This window comes from Thermomonospora cellulosilytica (assembly GCF_014138835.1).
Taxonomy (GTDB): Bacteria; Actinomycetota; Actinomycetes; order Streptosporangiales; family Streptosporangiaceae; genus Thermomonospora; species Thermomonospora amylolytica.
In genome coordinates this window covers 4,881,580-4,897,094 of the sequence record NZ_JACJII010000001.1, presented here as the reverse complement: position 1 = coordinate 4,897,094, position 15,515 = coordinate 4,881,580, and the positions used below count along the sequence as shown (strand labels likewise).

Below are 15,515 nucleotides of genomic sequence, written 5' to 3'. Positions count from 1 at the left end.
CCAGCACCAACATTTCCCATCAACGATCTAGGGGCCCGCGAGGAGGATTGGAACGGGTTTTGGCGGTAGCAGGGCGATCTTGACCACGGTTCGGTGACGGCGGGATTTTGCCTGGTTGGTGGGATCTACGGTCCTTGGCCATGCCAGTTGATTTCTTGTCCGAAGAGCAGGTCGCGCGGTATCGCCGGTTCCGTGGTGAGGTGACGGTCGCCGAGCTGGAGCAGTTCTTCCGGCTCGATGCCAAGGCCCTCGCTGTGGTTTCGGGGAAGCGGCGGCCGGCCACGAAGTTGGGCTGGGCTGTGCAGTGGGGCACGGTCCGGATGCTCGGGACGTTCTTGGCCGATACCCCGCTGGAGGTCCCGGCGGAGGTGATCGGGTTCGCGGCCGAGCAGGTCGGTGTCGAGCGGGAGTGCGCGCCGGAGTACCTGACCCGTCCCAAGACCGCCTACGAGCATTCCTGGGAGATCCGCGACCTGCTGGGCCTGTCGGAGTTCTCCGACCGGGAGCAGGAGGTGCGGGCGTTCGTGGCAGCGCGGGTGTGGGCGACGACCGAGGGGCCGCGGGCGCTGTTCGACCGCGCGGTGGTGCACATGCTGGAGGCCGGGATCCTGCTGCCCGCCGGGATCACCACGCTCACCCGGCTGATCAGCGAGGTGCGGCGGGCCGAGAACTGGCGGCTGTACGGGCTGCTGGCCGACCGGACCCCGATGGAGACGACCGCGGCGTTGCGCGAGTTGCTGCTGGTCCCGGCGGGGATGCGGGTGTCGGAGCTGGAGCGGCTGCGCACGGCGCCGGTGAAGGCGTCGAGCCGGGTGCTGGTCAAGGAGTTGGGCCGGGTCTCGGAGATCGCCGAGCTGGGCGCCGGGAAGGTTGAGGTGGATCTGGTGCCGCCGGTGAAGCTGGCGGCGCTGGCCCGCCACGGGATGGCGTCCAAGGCGCCGACGCTGCGGGACCTGGAGGACCGGCGGCAGACCGCGACGTTGCTGGCCACGGTCCGGCACCTGGAGACCTCCTCCATCGATGACGCCCTGGACGTGCTGGACCTGCTGGTCACCTCGAACCTGCTGGCGCGGGCCGAGCGGGAGGGCAAGGCCGAGCAGTTGCGGACGTTGCCGAAGCTGCGCAGTGCGGCGCGTCAGGTGGCCTCGGCGATGGAGGTGGTGATGGGCACGCCGCAGGCCACCGAGGACCGGCTGGTGTCTCTGGCGGAGGTGTGGAACGCGATCGAGGAGGTCGTGCCGCGCGAGAAGCTGGCGGCCGCGGTGGAGACGATCGCGGCGTTCATCCCGCAGACCGATGACGACGCGGCCGCCGCGTGGCGGGCCGAGCTGGTCAAGCGCTACCGGACCGTGCAGCACTTCATCGAGCTGCTGCTGGAGGTCATCGACTTCCGGGCGGTGGAGGCCGGGCAACAGGTGCTGGCCATGGTCCGCACCGCCGCGGCGATGGCCAAGGCCCGCCGTAAGTACGCCCGCGGCGACGTCGCCGCGCACGAGGAACTGATCACCGGGTCGTGGCGGCCGCTGGTGTTCGCCAACCCCGACCTGCCCGCCGGGCAGGTCGACAAGGCCGCGTTCGTGCTGTGCGCGGTGATGCACCTGCACCAGGCGCTGCGCCGCCGGGACGTGTTCGCCGCCGGCGCCGACCGATGGAGCGACCCGCGGGCCCGGCTGCTGGAGGGCCCGCGGTGGGAAGCGGCGCGGCCGCGGGTGCTGGCGTCGCTGGAGCTGGAGACCGAACCCGCCGGGCACCTGGCCGAGCTCGCCTCCGCGCTGGAAGGCGCCTACACCCGCGTGCTCGACGGGCTCGGCGGCAACACCGCCGTCCAGTTCGTGGGCGGACGCCTGCAGATCGAGAAGCTCGGGCCGGTCGCCGAGCCGCCGCTGATGAAGGAGTTCCGCGTCCTGGTGGACGGGATGCTGCCCCGCCTGGACTTCCCCGAGCTGCTGCTGGAGGTGTTCGACCGCACCGGACTGCCCGCTGACTTCACCCACATCTCCGGCGCCGACTCCCGATGGAGGACTTCGCGGTCAGCCTGTGCGGCCTGATCGTCGCCGAAGCCTGCGAAGCCTGCAACGTAGGCCTGGTCCCGATCGAGAAGCCCAACGTCCCGGCGCTGACCCGGGCCCGGCTGCAACAGGTCGACCAGGGCTATCTGCGCGCGGAGACGATCTCGGCGGCCAACGCCCGGCTGATCGCCGCCCAAGACGACATCGACATCGTCGCCACCTGGGGCGGCGGGCAGATCGCCTCGGCCGACGGGCTGCGGTTCGTGGTCCCGGTCGCCAACCTCCACACCGGCCACAACCCGATCTACTTCGGCCGCCAGCGCGGAGCGACCTGGCTGAACGTGGTAAACGATCAGGTGATGGGCATCGGCGGCCTGGTCGTCCCGGGCACCCTGCGGGACTCCCTGTTCATCCTGGACGCCATCCACACCATCGACGGCGGCCCGCGCCCCGAGATGGTCATCACCGACACCGCCTCCTACAGCGACATCGTCTTCGGTCTCTTCGCGATCTGCGGATACCAGTTCTCCCCGCGCATCGCCGACCTGGCCGACACCCGGCTGTGGCGGACCAACACCCGAACCACCTACGGCCCGCTGGATCACATGTCCCGGCACACCGTCCGGCTGGACCGCATCCGCGTCCACTGGGCCGACATGCTCCGCGTCGCCGGGTCCCTCACCATGGGCACGGTCCGTGCCTACGACCTGATCCGGATGCTGTCCCGCGACGGCCGCCCCACCGGCCTGGGCGACGCCTTCGCCCACTACGGCCGGATCTTCAAGACCCTGCACCTGCTCCAGTTCATCTCCGACGACGGATACCGCCGGATGATCGGCACCCAGCTCAACGTCCAGGAGGCCCGCCACCGGCTGGCCCGCCGCATCGCCTTCGGCAACCGCGGCCAACTCCGCCAGCGCTACCGCGAGGGCATGGAAGACCAGATCGGCTCCCTCGGACTCGCGCTCAACGCCGTGGTGTGGTGGAACAGCCTCTATCTGGATGCTGCGGTCAAGCAGCTGCGCACCGACGGGTTCCCTGCCACCGACGAGATGTGCGCCCGGCTCTCGCCAATCTGCTACGACCACATCAACTTCCTGGGCCGCTACGCCTTCACCCGCGCCGAGCTCGACGCCGGGCTCCGCCCCTTCCACGACCCCGCTCAGGAGTCATAGAGCGGCGGCCGGAACCGGCGGGCACTCTGCGCGGCCTACTTCTTTCGAGGGATCGACGGGTCTTCCACCAGGTCCAGATAGGAGTTCCACAGGTGTGCCAGGGCGGCTCCGATCCCGCCTTGGCGCTGGTGCTGGCGCAGACGCTGGTCTCCCAGATCGCCCTCGTGCTCGTACAGGCGGTTCAGATGCCGGGTGGCCTCGGCGGCCGCCGCCTGGGAGTCGGGGAGCACCGTGAAGATGACCAGGGCCTTCATCGCGCTGAGGATCACCTCGGCCTTCGCCAGCTCGCTCTCTTTGAGCAGGAGGGTGTCCCACAACTCGGTGATCTCGTCGTATCGCCGGGCCGGGGGGCCGATGAGCGCATCCATTTCCTCGGGATCGAGGTAGGTGAACCGCTTGCCCGCAGTACTCATGGGCCCATCCTCCCCACCCTCGTGCGCTACGGCTGCTGCTCTTGCTGCCTGGCGTCGGTGAGGGTCTTGTGGACGACGTCGACGGAGACACCCACGCCGGCGGCGATGGTGCGGATGGATTGGCCGCGCTTGCGGCGGTCCAGGATGGCAGCGCGTTTGTCGGCGTCAACGACGGGCCGCCGGCCGCCGACGCGTCCGCGTCTGCGGGCGGCTTCCAGGCCGTTGTTGGTCTTGCGGACGATGTCGCGGCGGCGGTCCTCGGCCAGGGCGAGGGCCAGGTCGAGGATGAGGGAGCGTTCGGTGTGCTCTCCGGCCGCGATACCGTCCAGGACCTTGACGGCGATGCCGCGCTGGAACAGGTCGTTGAGGACGATCAGTCCTTCTAGGAGGTTGCGGCCGAGGCGATCGACCTCCTGGACGGTGAGCATGTCGCCGTCGCGGATGTGGGACAGCGCCTCCAGGAGCGCGGGCCGGTCGTCGGTCTTCAGCTTGCCGCTGATCTTCTCTTCGACGACCTTCCAGCAGATGGGGTCGAGGGCGTCGTGTTGCCGTTGGGTGTTCTGCTTGTCGGTGCTGACCCGGACCAGACCGATGAGCGCCACGACGACCGCCTTCCGTTCATCAAACGTGCTGCGCGAGGTAGATGAACCCTAGCGGACACAACCGGAAAATGAACGGCCAAATGAACGCTCGAATCGGACTCGCAGTACATCTGGCGCGGCCCAGGTGCGTGTCCGGCGAGCGTTCGTCAAACGCTCGTTAGATGAACGCCCGGACGGGCCGCCGTCCGTACCGCGCTGGCCGACCCACTGCCCGACCCATCGGCACGGCAGGCGGCGGTAACACTCCGCAGCCAGCGATCACCAGCGGCCTACTTTGCGGCTCGCCGTGGCTTCGGGAGTTCTAGGCCATAACGGCCGCCACCTCAGCCACAAGACTGGCGGGCCGTCATCATCGAGACGACTTGACCGACCGCTCGCCTACCTGGCGGCCGGGGACACGTTCGGAAGAAGGACGTCGGCCAGACGGCCCGGTGGCGTCCGCAGGACGGATGAAAACCTGACGCAAGGTGTCAGGTTTTAAGGCGATCATGGGTTCACCGGTCGGCGCCGATGGTGGACGCGGACCGGATCCCACGAACAGACAAGGAGGAGCTCCATGCGCGAAACGCGAGAAGATCTCGAAGAGCTGCAGGCCCTGCTGGACGCCTCTCTGTCCCGCTCCACCTCGCACCTCCGCTCGATCATCAACACCGGGAGCACACTGACCGCGGAGCAGCTCACCGGGGTCCTCACCGGCATGTGCACCCTGGCCCTGGCCACCGTGACGGCGAAGGGCGAACCGCGGATCAGCGGCGTGGACGGGCACTTCCTGCACGGCAAGTGGCACTTCGGCACGGCGCGCGGTGCCGCCAAGGCCCGCCACCTGGCCGCCCGCCCGGCCGTCAGCGCCGCGCACATGCGCGGTGAGGACCTGGGCGTGTTCACGCACGGCACGGTGGAGATCCTCAACCCCCAGCACGGCGAGCCGGCCGCGGACTGGCCGGACCTGCTCGCCTACCTCAAGGACTTCTACGGCGACGACTCCGACTGGGACGACGACGTGGTCTACTACCGGCTGCATCCGCACTGGATGAGCGTCTACGCCCCCGATATCGCCAAGCTCACTGCGGTGTCCCGGTCCTGATCGGCGGCACGGGCCGTATCGGGACGGCCACCTGCTGGCCGACAGATCTGGTGAAGCGGCCGCTCGGCGCCATTGGTGACGAGTGGCCGTCGCGTAGTGGCGTGATCGGTTTGTTCGGCATGGGTGGGGCCTGGCCGCCCATGCCCTGCTGCGTTGCGAGAGGGTGGAACGAAGGTTGAGTGTATTCGTACGGGACGTCGCGAGTATGGGGCGCGAGACCATCGACGTGGTGGGGGCTCGTACCAACAATCTGCGGGACGTGTCGGTGAGCATCCCCAAGGGGCGGCTCGTCGCCTTCACCGGAGTGAGCGGCAGCGGCAAGACCTCGCTGGCCATCGACACTCTGCACAACGAGGCCCAACTGCGGTATCTGGAGGGACTTTCGCCGTTCGTGCGGCAGTACATCACCCAGCGCAATCGGCCGAAGGTCGACCGCATCCTGGGACTCGGCGCGACGCTCGCGGTCGACCAGCGCCGCCTGAACCGCAACCCCCGCTCCACGGTCGCGACGATCACCGGCATCGACGGGCACCTGGGGCTGCTGTACTCGCGCCTTCCGGGGATCGGCGCGGCCCCGGCGGCGGAGAGTGGGGACGGGCCCTTGACGACCGCTCACTTCGACCGCAATACACCAGAAGGGAGCTGCGTGGACTGCCACGGGGGTGGGCGGGCGCTGGCAGGCGCAGGAGGACCTGATCATCATCCACCCGGAGCTTCCGCTCTTCGAGGGCGCCTCGCCCTGGTTCGCGAAGTGGCGGTCGGGGGAGCACGCGTTCGTGCCGGCGCTCGCCGAGAAGCGGGGCGTGGACCTCGGCCGGCCGTGGCAGTCGCTGCCTAAGGAGTTCCGTCACTGCGTGCTGTACGGCACGGGTGAGGAGAAGGTCGAGGCGACCGTCGACATGCCGAACAAGAACGAGACGGCCCGGATGACCTACACCTCGAGCCAGCCGCTGCGGGGCGCGCTCGCCGAGGTGGAGCGGGTGTTCGTGAACGCCCAGACTCCCAGCGCCAAGCAGCGCTACCTGCCGTACATGCGCAAGCAGCCCTGCGGCACCTGCGGCGGCAGCGGGTACGACCAGGTGGCCCGGTCCGTGCGGCTCGGCGGGCTGACCTACCCCGACCTGCTCGCGGTGGAAGTACGGGAGGTACGCGACTGGGCGAAGCGTGTGGCGGACGACCTGGACGCCCGGCAGCGCGAGGTGGGTGAGCCGCTGCTGCAGGACCTGGGCCGCAGGCTCGGAATCCTTGACCGGCTCGGCCTGGCCCATCTCCAGCTGTCCCGGAGCGCGGCGACGCTGTCCGGGGGTGAGCTGCAGCGGACCCGGCTCGCCGCGCAGCTCAGCACCGAGCTGAGCGGCATCGTCTTCGTCCTGGACGAGCCCGGGACCGGGCTGTATCCGGCGGACAAGGCGCACCTGCTCGACATCGCCCTGGAGCTGCGCGAGGCCGGCAACACGGTGCTCCTGGTCGAGCACGACCCTGAGCTGATCGCCCGGGCCGACTGGGTGATCGATATGGGGCCCGGCGCGGGCCGCCTCGGCGGTGAGGTCCTGGTGTCGGGGCCTCCCGCCGCCGCGGCCGCTCACCCGAAGTCGCTGACCGGGCGCTATCTGGCCGGTGAGGGGCCGCGGCTGCGCCGGACCCGCCGCCCGGCCGGGGACGACACCGGCTGGGTGGAGCTGCACGGCCTGCGTGCCCACAACGTGACCGCGGACCTGGTGCGTTTCCCCGCCGGTCGGCTCACCTGCCTGACCGGGGTGAGCGGCAGCGGCAAGAGCAGCCTGCTCGGCGCGCTCGGGGCGAGCGTGGAGGCCGCCCTGAACGGGACCGCGACCGACACGGTGCGGGAGGTGACCGGCCTCGAGGGGTTCGGCTGGGTCGCCGTCGTCGATCAGGAACCGCTCGGGCGGACGCCGCGGTCCAACCCGGCTACCTACAGCAAGGCGTTCGACATCGTCCGCAAGCTGTTCGCCGAGACCGACGTGGCGCGCGGGCGCGGAGTCAACGCCTCCTGGTTCAGCTTCAACACCACGGAAGGCGGCCGCTGCGAGACCTGCACCGGTTACGGCCGCAAGCTGGTCGACATGCACTTTCTGCCGGATGTGTGGGTGGTCTGCGACGCGTGCGAGGGCCGACGTTACAAGCCAGAGGCATTGGAGATCAGGTATCAGGGGTTGGCCATCGATCAGGTGCTGGAGCTGACCGTTGCCGAGGCCGGAGAGCGGTTCTCCGAGCCCCGGCAGCTCGCGGAGACTCTGGGAGCCTTGAACCAGGTCGGACTTGGCTACCTCCAACTCGGCCAGAGCGCCACAGAGTTGTCCGGCGGCGAGGCGCAGCGGCTGAAGCTGGCGTCCGCAATCCAGCGCGGTGCCGCAAGCCGCAAGGCGGGCCTCATCGTTCTCGACGAGCCCGTCTCGGGCCTGCACCCGTCTGACATCCAGCGTGTGGTGGACGCGCTCGATGCATTGCTCGACTCGGGCAACACCGTCGTCGTGGCCGAACATGACATCCCCGTCGCCGCGTCCGCGGACTGGGTGATCGACCTGGGGCCGGGAGCCGGCCCGGACGGGGGCACGGTGGTCGCGGAGGGCACCCCGGACACCGTCGCGACGACGGACACCCCGACCGCCGGTTTCTTCCGCCGGTACGCGGCGGGCCTGCCACTCCTGGAGGTGCGGGAAAACGGCTGCTGAAGGGCCAGCGCGCGTCTCGCGTCACGTCCTGCCCTTGTTCCCCAAGGGCACTCCTGGCCCGAAGGCAACTGGAGATTCCTATCGGACCTCCGAGAACTCCACTAACGGGGGTTTCCGTTCCGATTCCCTCCGAGCCCCGTACCGCTCCAGCTCACGGTAGATCCGGCGGGTCTGGCGCAGCAGATCCTCGTAGGTCGCCGCAGCCGAGTCCGGTGTCTCGTTCATGGCTCCCACGTTGCCACCCTCTGTTCCGCAACGCTGGTACCGCCAAAATCCGGTCCGATCCTCCTCGCTGGCCTAGATCGTTGATGGGGTTTGCTGAACCGGTGGTGGACACGGCGAAGGGCGCCCATGATCAGTGTGTGAAGACAAACCTGGACGCCCTTCTGACCGCACTCTACGTCCATCTGGACGACCATGTCCTGCCATCGGCCGCCCGCCGGCGCAGACGCGGTCCCGAGCGGCTGCTGACCGATGCCGAGCTGGTCTGCGTCGCCGTGGCGCAGGTGCTGCTGGGGTGCGATTCCGAGCGCCGGTGGCTGCGGACGGCGCCGGGCAGGATCGGGCACCTGTTCCCGCGGCTGCCGGGCCAGTCCGAGTACAACCGGCACCTGCGTGATGCGGCCCCGGCCCTGCTGGCCGCGTCGATGTGGCTGGTGCGCCGGGTTCCGTCCTGGCATGAGCGGCTGCGGTTGATGGACGGCACCCCGGTGCGCTGCGGCGCCTCGCGCACCACCGTGCACCGCTCGGGGCTGGGCGAGATCGCCGGCTATGGCATGGACACCTCGCACCACGCCTTCTACTGGGGCGCCAAGCTGATGCTGATCACCACCGCCGAGGGCGCGGTGTGCGCCTTCAGCCTGGCCCACCCCAAGGAGCTGGACGAGCGGGTGCAGGCGGTGCATCTGCTGCAGGTTGCCCCGCCCGCGCCCGGGCCGTGCCCGATCGTGTGCGACAAGGGCTTTGCCGGGGCCGGGGTGGAGAAGGCCGCCGCCGATCTGGGCCATGTGCTGATCCGCCCCGTCCGCGCCGACGAGCCCCGTTCTCAGACGGCGATGTTCCCGGCCTGGCTGCGCCAGCGGATCGAGGCGGTGATCTGGACGTTGAAGAACCAGCTCGGACTGGAACGCCACCAGGCCCGCACCACCGAAGGGCTATGGACACGTCTGTGCCAGCGCATCTGCGCGCTCAACGCCGCAATCTGGCACAACTGGCTGATCGACGCACCGGTCAAGCGATCACTGACCGCCTACGACCACTGAACCTCAGCCCCAACAACCCCCATCAACGATCTAGGGCGTCCGGTCGGCCTGGGCGCGCAGCGTGTCGGCCAGGTCGCGGATGTGCCGCCGCAGCTCGTCGGGCTCGCAGACGACGAACGGCCAGCCGAGCCCGGCGAGCATGACCGCCATTCCTTCCAGGGATTGCACCCGCGCCTCCAGCAGCACTCCCCCGCCGTCCTCGGTGAGGACGCCGAGGGTGGCGGGGATGCGGCGGCGCGCCTGCGCCAACGTGGTCTCCAGCCGCACCCGCACCAGGTGCGGGTAGGGGACGGCGGCCAGGGAGGCGGTCAGGTGCGCGGCCGGGTCGGTGCCGTCGGGCACGGTGAACGTCTCGGGCCGCGGCTCGGCCGAGGCGATCCGGTCGACGCGGAACGTGCGGATCTGGCCGCTGCGGTGGTCGTGGCCGGTGACGTACCAGCGGCCGGAGTGCAGCACCAGCCCGTGCGGGTCCAGGTCGCGCTCGCTGTCGCCGCCGCGCCAGGACCGGTACCGGATCCGTGTGCGCCGCCGGTCGCGGGCGGCGGCGGCCAGCGTCAGCAGGGCGGCGGTGGCGGGGGCCGTGCCGTCGCGTTCGGCGAGGGTGAACGCCAGGGTCTGCTCCAGCGCCTGGACCCGGTCGCGCAGCGCGGCCGGCAGCACCCGCTGCACCTTGGCCAGCGCCGCGGCGGCGGCGTCGCCGGGCAGGCCCAGGCGCCGCGCGGCCAGCAGCCCGAGCACCACCGCGACGGCCTCGTCGTCGGTGAGCATCAGCGGCGGCAGCTTGTAGCCGGGCGCCAGGCGGTATCCGCCGTACCGGCCGCGGTCGGCGACGACGGGCACGCCCAGGGCGGCCAGGCGGGCGGCGTAGCGGCGGACGGTGCGCTCGTCGACGTCCAGGCGCCGCGCCAGCTCGGCGCCGCCGATGCCGGGGCGGGCCTGCAGCAGCTCCAGCAGCGCCAGCACCCGCGTCAGCGGATGTGACACAGGTCACTCCCTTTATCTGGGCGGAGACTGTCCGGTATTGATCCTAGGGTCGTCATGAACGCGGAGGAAGACGGCGGAAGGAACCGACGATGGCGACGTACGTGCTGGTCCCCGGGTACTGGCTGGGCGCGTGGGCGTGGGACGAGGTGGCCGGCCGGCTGCGCGCGGCCGGCCACCGGGTGCACGCGGTGACGCTGACGGGCCTGGCCGAACGGGCCGCCCAGGACATCCGGGCCGCCGCCGAGGTGGACCTGGACACCCACATCGACGACCTGGTCTCCCTGATCGAGGGCGAGGACCTGCGGGACGTGGTGCTGGTGGCGCACAGCGGCGCCGCCATGCCGGTCACCGGCGCCGCCGACCGCATCCCCGAACGGCTGGCCCGCGTGGTGTACGTGGACACCGCGCCGCTGCCGTCGGGGATGGCGCAGCAGGACTTCCTGGACCCCGAGGAGCGCGCCGAGACCGAGCGGCGGGTCGCCGAGGAGGGCGGCGGGGTGATGATGCCGCCCCCGCCGTTCGACCCGGCCGCCGACCCGGCGGGTCTTGCGGGCCTGTCGCCCGAGCGGCTGGCCGAGCTGCGCGAGCGCGCCACCCCGCAGCCGTACCGGACGGCGACCCAGCCGCTGCTGCGCCCGGACCGGCTGCCGGACACCCCCAAGACGATGATCGCGACGTCGATCCCGCTGCCGCTGGTCAAGGAGCTGGCCGCCGGCGGGAACCCGGTGTTCGCGGCGATGACCGGCCCGGAGTGGAGCCACCTGGAGCTGCCGACCGGCCACTGGCCGATGCTGTCCCGCCCGGCCGACCTGGCCGACCTGCTCGCCGACCTGGCCTGACGCCGGGGCGCGGGGCCACTGTCAGGGTGGGTGCGGCCCCGCGCCCGAAAGCGGCCGGGCCGCCGCGCTCTCCCGCTCCCCCACCTCCTTGATCGACCTTCGGTGTTCCGGGTCCTTGTGGCCGTTTCGCGGCTTTGGGGTGGATGCCGATAACGTCGGTTTCCGCTGGTTGCCGAGGACCGGCGGACAATCGTCGTGATGGGGGGAAGTGTCGATGCCCGAGTCGCCCGACGTTGCCGGGCTCGTCGTGTCGCCGGAGGTCGCCGACGCGCTGGAGCGGGACCTGCCGGTGGTGGCGCTGGAATCCACGATCATCGCGCACGGGCTGCCACGGCCGCGGAACCTGCAGGTGGCGCGGGAGCTGGAGGACCTGGTCCGGGCCGGCGGGGCGGTGCCGGCGACGATCGCGGTGCTGGACGGCGTCGCGCACGTGGGGCTGGAGGAGGCGGAGCTGGAACGGGTGGCAGCCGACCCGCAGATGCGCAAGCTCGGCTACCGCGACCTGGCGCCGGCGGCGGCGACGAAGTCGTCGGGGGCCACGACGGTGTCGGGGACGGCGTTCCTGGCTGCCCGCGCCGGGATCCGGGTGTTCGCCACCGGCGGGCTGGGCGGGGTGCACCGGGGGTGGGCCGACAGCTGGGACGAGTCGGCGGACCTGGCGCTGCTGGCCCGCACCCGCATCACGGTGGTGTGCGCGGGGGTCAAGTCGATCCTGGACGTTCCGGCGACGCTGCAGCGGCTGGAGACGCTGAACGTGGCGGTCGCCGGATACCGCACCGACACGTTCCCCGGCTTCTACCTGCACTCCTCCGGTGAGCCGGTGGACTGGACGCTGACCGGCCCGCAGGAGGTGGCGGCGGTGATGCGCGCCCAGGACGCCCTGGACGGGCCGCCGGCGGCGCTGGTGCTGGCCAACCCGGTGCCCAAGGAACTGCAACTGGACCCGGACCTGCACGACCGGGTGCTGGCCGAGGCGCTGGCCGCCGCCGAACGCCAGGGCGTCACCGGGCAGGCCACCACCCCGTTCCTGCTGGACCACCTGGTCCGCGCCACCGGCGGCGCGTCGCTGGAGGCGAACCTGGCGGCGGTGCGCGGGAACGTGCGGCTGGCCGCCGAGATCGCCGCGTGCTGGGCGGCCGGGACGCGATGAGCGGCCCGGCCGCCGCCCTGCTGGTGGTCGGCGACGTCGTCACCGACGTGGTCGCGCTGCACGCCGGGCCGCTGCCGCCCGGCGCGGACCTGCCCGCCGAGATCACCGTCCGGGCGGGCGGGTCGGCGGCCAACACGGCGGCGTGGGCGGCGGCGCTGGGCGCGGACGCCCGGCTGCTGGCGCGGGCGGGCGCGGACGCGGCCGACTGGCACGCGGCGCGGCTGGCCGAGGCGGGGGTGCGGCCGCACCTGCGCGTCGACGCCGCCTGCCCCACCGCGGTGATCATCGTGATGGTGGACGCGGCCGGGGAGCGCACGATGCTGACCCAGCGGGGCGCCGGCGCCCGGCTGGGGCCCGGCGACTGGGACGACGCGCTGCTGGACGGGGCGGCCTGGCTGCACGTGTCGGGGTACGTGCTGTTCACCGCGCCCGGGCGGGCGCTGGCCGAACGCGCGGTCGCGGCGGCCCGGGCCCGCGGGGCCGGGGTCAGCGTCGATCCGGCCTCGGCCGGTGACCTGCGGCGGTGGGGGCCGGACCGGTTCCTGGCGGCCACCGAGGGCGCGGACGTGCTGCTGCCCAACCGCGACGAGGCGGTCCTGCTGGGCGGCGTCCCCGACCCGCGCGCGGCGGCCGCGCGGCTGAGCGGCCGGTACGGGCTGGTGGCCTGCAAGCTCGGCGCCGACGGCGCGCTCGCCGCACGGGACGGGCGGATCGTCGCGCAGGTCCCGGCGAGGCGGGTGCGGGCGGTCGACTCCACCGGCGCCGGGGACGCGTTCGCCGCCGGTTTCCTGACCGCCCGCCTGTCCGGCGCGCCCGTCCCGGACGCCCTGGCGGCCGGCTGCCGCGCCGGGGCCCGCGCGGTCACCGCCGTCGGCGGCCGCCCCCCGGCCCCGCCGCGCACGGCGGGCTGACCCTGGCCGGTGGTCAGGGCGCGTGGGCCGATGACCGGCCCGGGGGTTCCCAGGCGCCGGTCCGCTGCGGACTGTGCGCCGGTCGCCGATGACACGCCGGGAGGTCGGCCCGGGCGTGACACAGTGGGGGCATGCTCGAGGACTTTCCTGTGGCGACGCGCCTTCCGGCGCGGGATCTGGAGCGGGCGCGCGCCTTCTACGCCGACAAGCTGGGGCTGCGGCCCATCGACGAACGCCCCGGCGGGCTGCTGTACGAGTGCGGCGGCACCCGGTTCGCGGTGTTCGCCTCCACCGGCGCGCCGTCGGGCGAGCACACGCAGATGGCGTGGCAGGTCACCGACATCGAGGCGGTGGTGGCGTGGCTGCGGGACCGGGGCGTGGTGTTCGAGGACGTCGACGTTCCGGGGCTGCGGACGGTGGACGGGATCGCGGAGGTGACCGGCCACTACCCCTCCACGGGGGCGACGGGGGAACGGGCCGCCTGGTTCCGTGACAGCGAGGGCAACCTGCTGGGGATCGGCCAGCCGGTCCGCCGCTAGCGGTGCCGTGCCCCGGCGGGCGCGCGGCGAGGGGTGTGGACGGTCACCGCCGCCCGCCTTCGGATGGGGCAAACCGCCATCATCCGGCGCGGGATACGGCAGGATTTGTCCCGCCGACCGGCGGTGTTCCGGCGGCGCGCACGGTGAGCTGGGGGTGATGGCGGGGTGAGCCGGAGGCTGCTGCGGCTGGGGGTGCGGGTCCATCCCGACAAGGCCGCCTTCCGCGTGCACGATCGCGGCGCCGACCCGACCGGCCTGCAGGCGCCGCCGCTGCCGCAGCCCGGGGAGCTGCTGACGGTCGGCTACGACCAGATGTGGGTCGGCAGCCTCCAGGACGACGTCGAGGTGACGGTGCTGCTGGAGGAGTGGGACGCCGAGCCGCCGCCGGGTCCGGGCTCCTGGGAGCACGAGGCGTCCGGCGAGCTGTACCTGCGGGGGGCGGTGGCGGTCAGCACCGTCACCGGGGAGCCGGTGCTGCACGGGGTGCGGCTGCTGGGCGGGGTGGGCCGCTACCGGATGCGGATCCGCGCCCAGCACCGGGAGGCGATCGCCCGCCTGTACGACCAGCTGCTGGACCGGTTCCGGGACGGGTTCAGCGCCGAGTTCCAGGCGGCGCTGCGGGAGCTGCAGGGCGTGGAGCACTACCTGATCCAGCTGTGGCCGTCGCGGGGGGCGCAGCGGCCGGTCAGCGAGGCGGCGCTGGCGCTGTCGGGGTCGTTCCCTCCGGCGCCGGCGGGCCTGCCGGTCCCCGACCAGACGGGCCCGCTGCCGTCGCTGCCGGAGACCGAGCCCGCCGGCCCGCCGGACGGGCCGCCGGCGGACGCGCCCGACCGGTGACGAGCGGCTGACGGGCGGCCCGCCGGGTCAGCGGGCGGCCTGGGCGCTTTCGGCGACGGCCTGTTCGACGGTGGGCACGGGTGCGGGCGGCGGGGCCTGCACGCCGGGGGAGGCTGCGGTGCGCTGGGCGACGAACGCCCCGGCCAGGACGATGACGCCGCCGACGAGCTGGGGCGTGGTGAGGCGTTCGCCGAGGGCGGCCCAGGCGATGACGGTGGCGGCGACGGCCTCGGTGTAGCAGATGGCGCCGGCGACCGGCGCCGACAGCCGCTGCACGGCCGCCACCCCGGTCAGGTAGGCCAGTACGGTGCTGACGACGATGATCCAGGCGGCCAGCGTCCAGCCGGGGGCGGCGTGGTCGCCGACGGCGACCTGCCGGCCGAGCACCTGCCACGGCAGCGCCCAGGGGGCGGCGACGGCGGTCAGCAGCACCGAGCCGGCCACCATCCCGGCGGCGGTCATCACCAGCGGGTCGACCCGCCCGGTCATCCGTTCCACCAGCAGGAAGTAGGCGGCCTGGCAGGCGGCGGCGCCCAGCCCGGCGGCCAGGCCGAGCAGGTCCAGCCCGATCCCCGACCAGATCTCCACCACGCACGCCAGCCCGGCCATCGCCATCGCGACCCCGGCGGCCGCCGCCCGCGGCACGCGGGCCCGCCGCACCAGCCCGATCCACGCCAGCACCAGCACCGGGCCGGTGAACTCCAGCAGGATCGCGATGCCGACCGGCAGCCGGGAGGCGGCCACGAAGTACAGGCCCTGGCAGGCGGCCACCGCCACCGCCCCGTAGGCGGCCAGGGCGGGCCAGTGGGCGCGCGCCCCGGCCGCGGCCCGCCGTCCCCGCAGCACCAGCACCAGCGGCACCAGCACCAGCGCCGCCCCGGTGACCCGCACCCACACCGCCTGCAGCGGGTCCAGCCCGGCGCCGATCAGGGCCTTGCCGAACGGGCCGGAGGCGCCGAAGCAGATCGAGGAGATCACCGCCAGCGTCAGCCCCCAGGCCTTGGTTCCCGCCACCGT

14 protein-coding genes are annotated in these 15,515 nt (G+C 72.5%); 10 read left to right on the top strand and 4 right to left on the bottom strand.

Features of this window, described 5'->3' with window-relative positions; genetic code table 11:
• Window positions 1-140 precede the first annotated feature (140 nt).
• Window positions 141-2,048: a DUF4158 domain-containing protein gene (locus tag HNR21_RS36100; RefSeq protein ID WP_182706795.1), complete on the top strand. Its 1,908-nt coding sequence runs from the start codon at window positions 141-143 to the stop codon at window positions 2,046-2,048.
• Window positions 2,015-3,184 (top strand): Tn3 family transposase, encoded by a 1,170-nt coding sequence (locus HNR21_RS22855; RefSeq protein WP_182706794.1) that lies wholly within the window; start codon window positions 2,015-2,017, stop codon window positions 3,182-3,184. The genes HNR21_RS36100 and HNR21_RS22855 overlap by 34 nt, the downstream gene beginning before the upstream one ends.
• 35 nt (window positions 3,185-3,219) lie before the next feature.
• On the opposite strand, the gene HNR21_RS22850 is transcribed toward HNR21_RS22855, so the two are convergent.
• Window positions 3,220-3,597 carry a hypothetical protein gene (locus HNR21_RS22850; RefSeq protein WP_182706793.1) on the bottom strand — a complete coding sequence of 126 codons (378 nt, stop codon included), beginning with the start codon at window positions 3,595-3,597 and terminating at the stop codon, window positions 3,220-3,222.
• A 26-nt stretch (window positions 3,598-3,623) separates the two neighbouring features.
• On the bottom strand, window positions 3,624-4,199 hold the full coding sequence (locus tag HNR21_RS22845) for a recombinase family protein (RefSeq protein ID WP_182706792.1): 576 nt from the start codon (window positions 4,197-4,199) through the stop codon (window positions 3,624-3,626).
• A gap of 556 nt (window positions 4,200-4,755) precedes the next feature.
• Between HNR21_RS22845 and HNR21_RS22840 the strand changes: the two genes are divergently transcribed.
• From HNR21_RS22840 to HNR21_RS22830, 3 genes are all read left to right on the top strand, one after another.
• Entirely contained in the window at window positions 4,756-5,283 is a 528-nt protein-coding gene (locus tag HNR21_RS22840) for a pyridoxamine 5'-phosphate oxidase family protein (RefSeq protein WP_182706791.1), read from the top strand.
• Window positions 5,284-5,945: 662 nt separating this feature from the next.
• Complete coding sequence (locus tag HNR21_RS22835) at window positions 5,946-7,976, top strand: excinuclease ABC subunit UvrA (protein ID WP_220500261.1); 2,031 nt, start codon at window positions 5,946-5,948, stop codon at window positions 7,974-7,976.
• Window positions 7,977-8,338: 362 nt separating this feature from the next.
• Window positions 8,339-9,238 carry a transposase gene (locus HNR21_RS22830; protein ID WP_182703785.1) on the top strand — a complete coding sequence of 300 codons (900 nt, stop codon included), beginning with the start codon at window positions 8,339-8,341 and terminating at the stop codon, window positions 9,236-9,238.
• Between the two features lie 30 nt (window positions 9,239-9,268).
• Here HNR21_RS22830 and HNR21_RS22825 read toward each other — a convergent pair whose 3' ends face one another.
• Window positions 9,269-10,222 (bottom strand): helix-turn-helix transcriptional regulator, encoded by a 954-nt coding sequence (locus tag HNR21_RS22825; RefSeq protein ID WP_182706790.1) that lies wholly within the window; start codon window positions 10,220-10,222, stop codon window positions 9,269-9,271.
• Between the two features lie 89 nt (window positions 10,223-10,311).
• On the opposite strand from HNR21_RS22825, the gene HNR21_RS22820 reads away from it, so the two are divergent.
• From HNR21_RS22820 to HNR21_RS22800, 5 genes are all read left to right on the top strand, one after another.
• Window positions 10,312-11,061, top strand: a complete 750-nt coding sequence (locus tag HNR21_RS22820) for an alpha/beta hydrolase (RefSeq protein WP_182706789.1) — start codon at window positions 10,312-10,314, stop codon at window positions 11,059-11,061.
• Window positions 11,062-11,275: 214 nt separating this feature from the next.
• A complete protein-coding gene (locus tag HNR21_RS22815) occupies window positions 11,276-12,211 on the top strand; it encodes a pseudouridine-5'-phosphate glycosidase (protein WP_182706788.1) in 936 nt (311 codons plus the stop codon).
• Window positions 12,187-13,122, top strand: a complete 936-nt coding sequence (locus HNR21_RS22810) for a carbohydrate kinase family protein (protein ID WP_312881182.1) — start codon at window positions 12,187-12,189, stop codon at window positions 13,120-13,122. The genes HNR21_RS22815 and HNR21_RS22810 overlap by 25 nt, the downstream gene beginning before the upstream one ends.
• Before the next feature lie 149 nt (window positions 13,123-13,271).
• Entirely contained in the window at window positions 13,272-13,661 is a 390-nt protein-coding gene (locus HNR21_RS22805; protein WP_233358704.1) for a VOC family protein, read from the top strand.
• Window positions 13,662-13,826: 165 nt separating this feature from the next.
• A complete protein-coding gene (locus tag HNR21_RS22800; RefSeq protein WP_182706787.1) occupies window positions 13,827-14,498 on the top strand; it encodes a hypothetical protein in 672 nt (223 codons plus the stop codon).
• 27 nt (window positions 14,499-14,525) lie between these two features.
• Here HNR21_RS22800 and HNR21_RS22795 read toward each other — a convergent pair whose 3' ends face one another.
• Window positions 14,526-15,512: an EamA family transporter gene (locus HNR21_RS22795; RefSeq protein WP_312881181.1), complete on the bottom strand. Its 987-nt coding sequence runs from the start codon at window positions 15,510-15,512 to the stop codon at window positions 14,526-14,528.
• Between the last annotated feature and the right edge of the window lie 3 nt (window positions 15,513-15,515).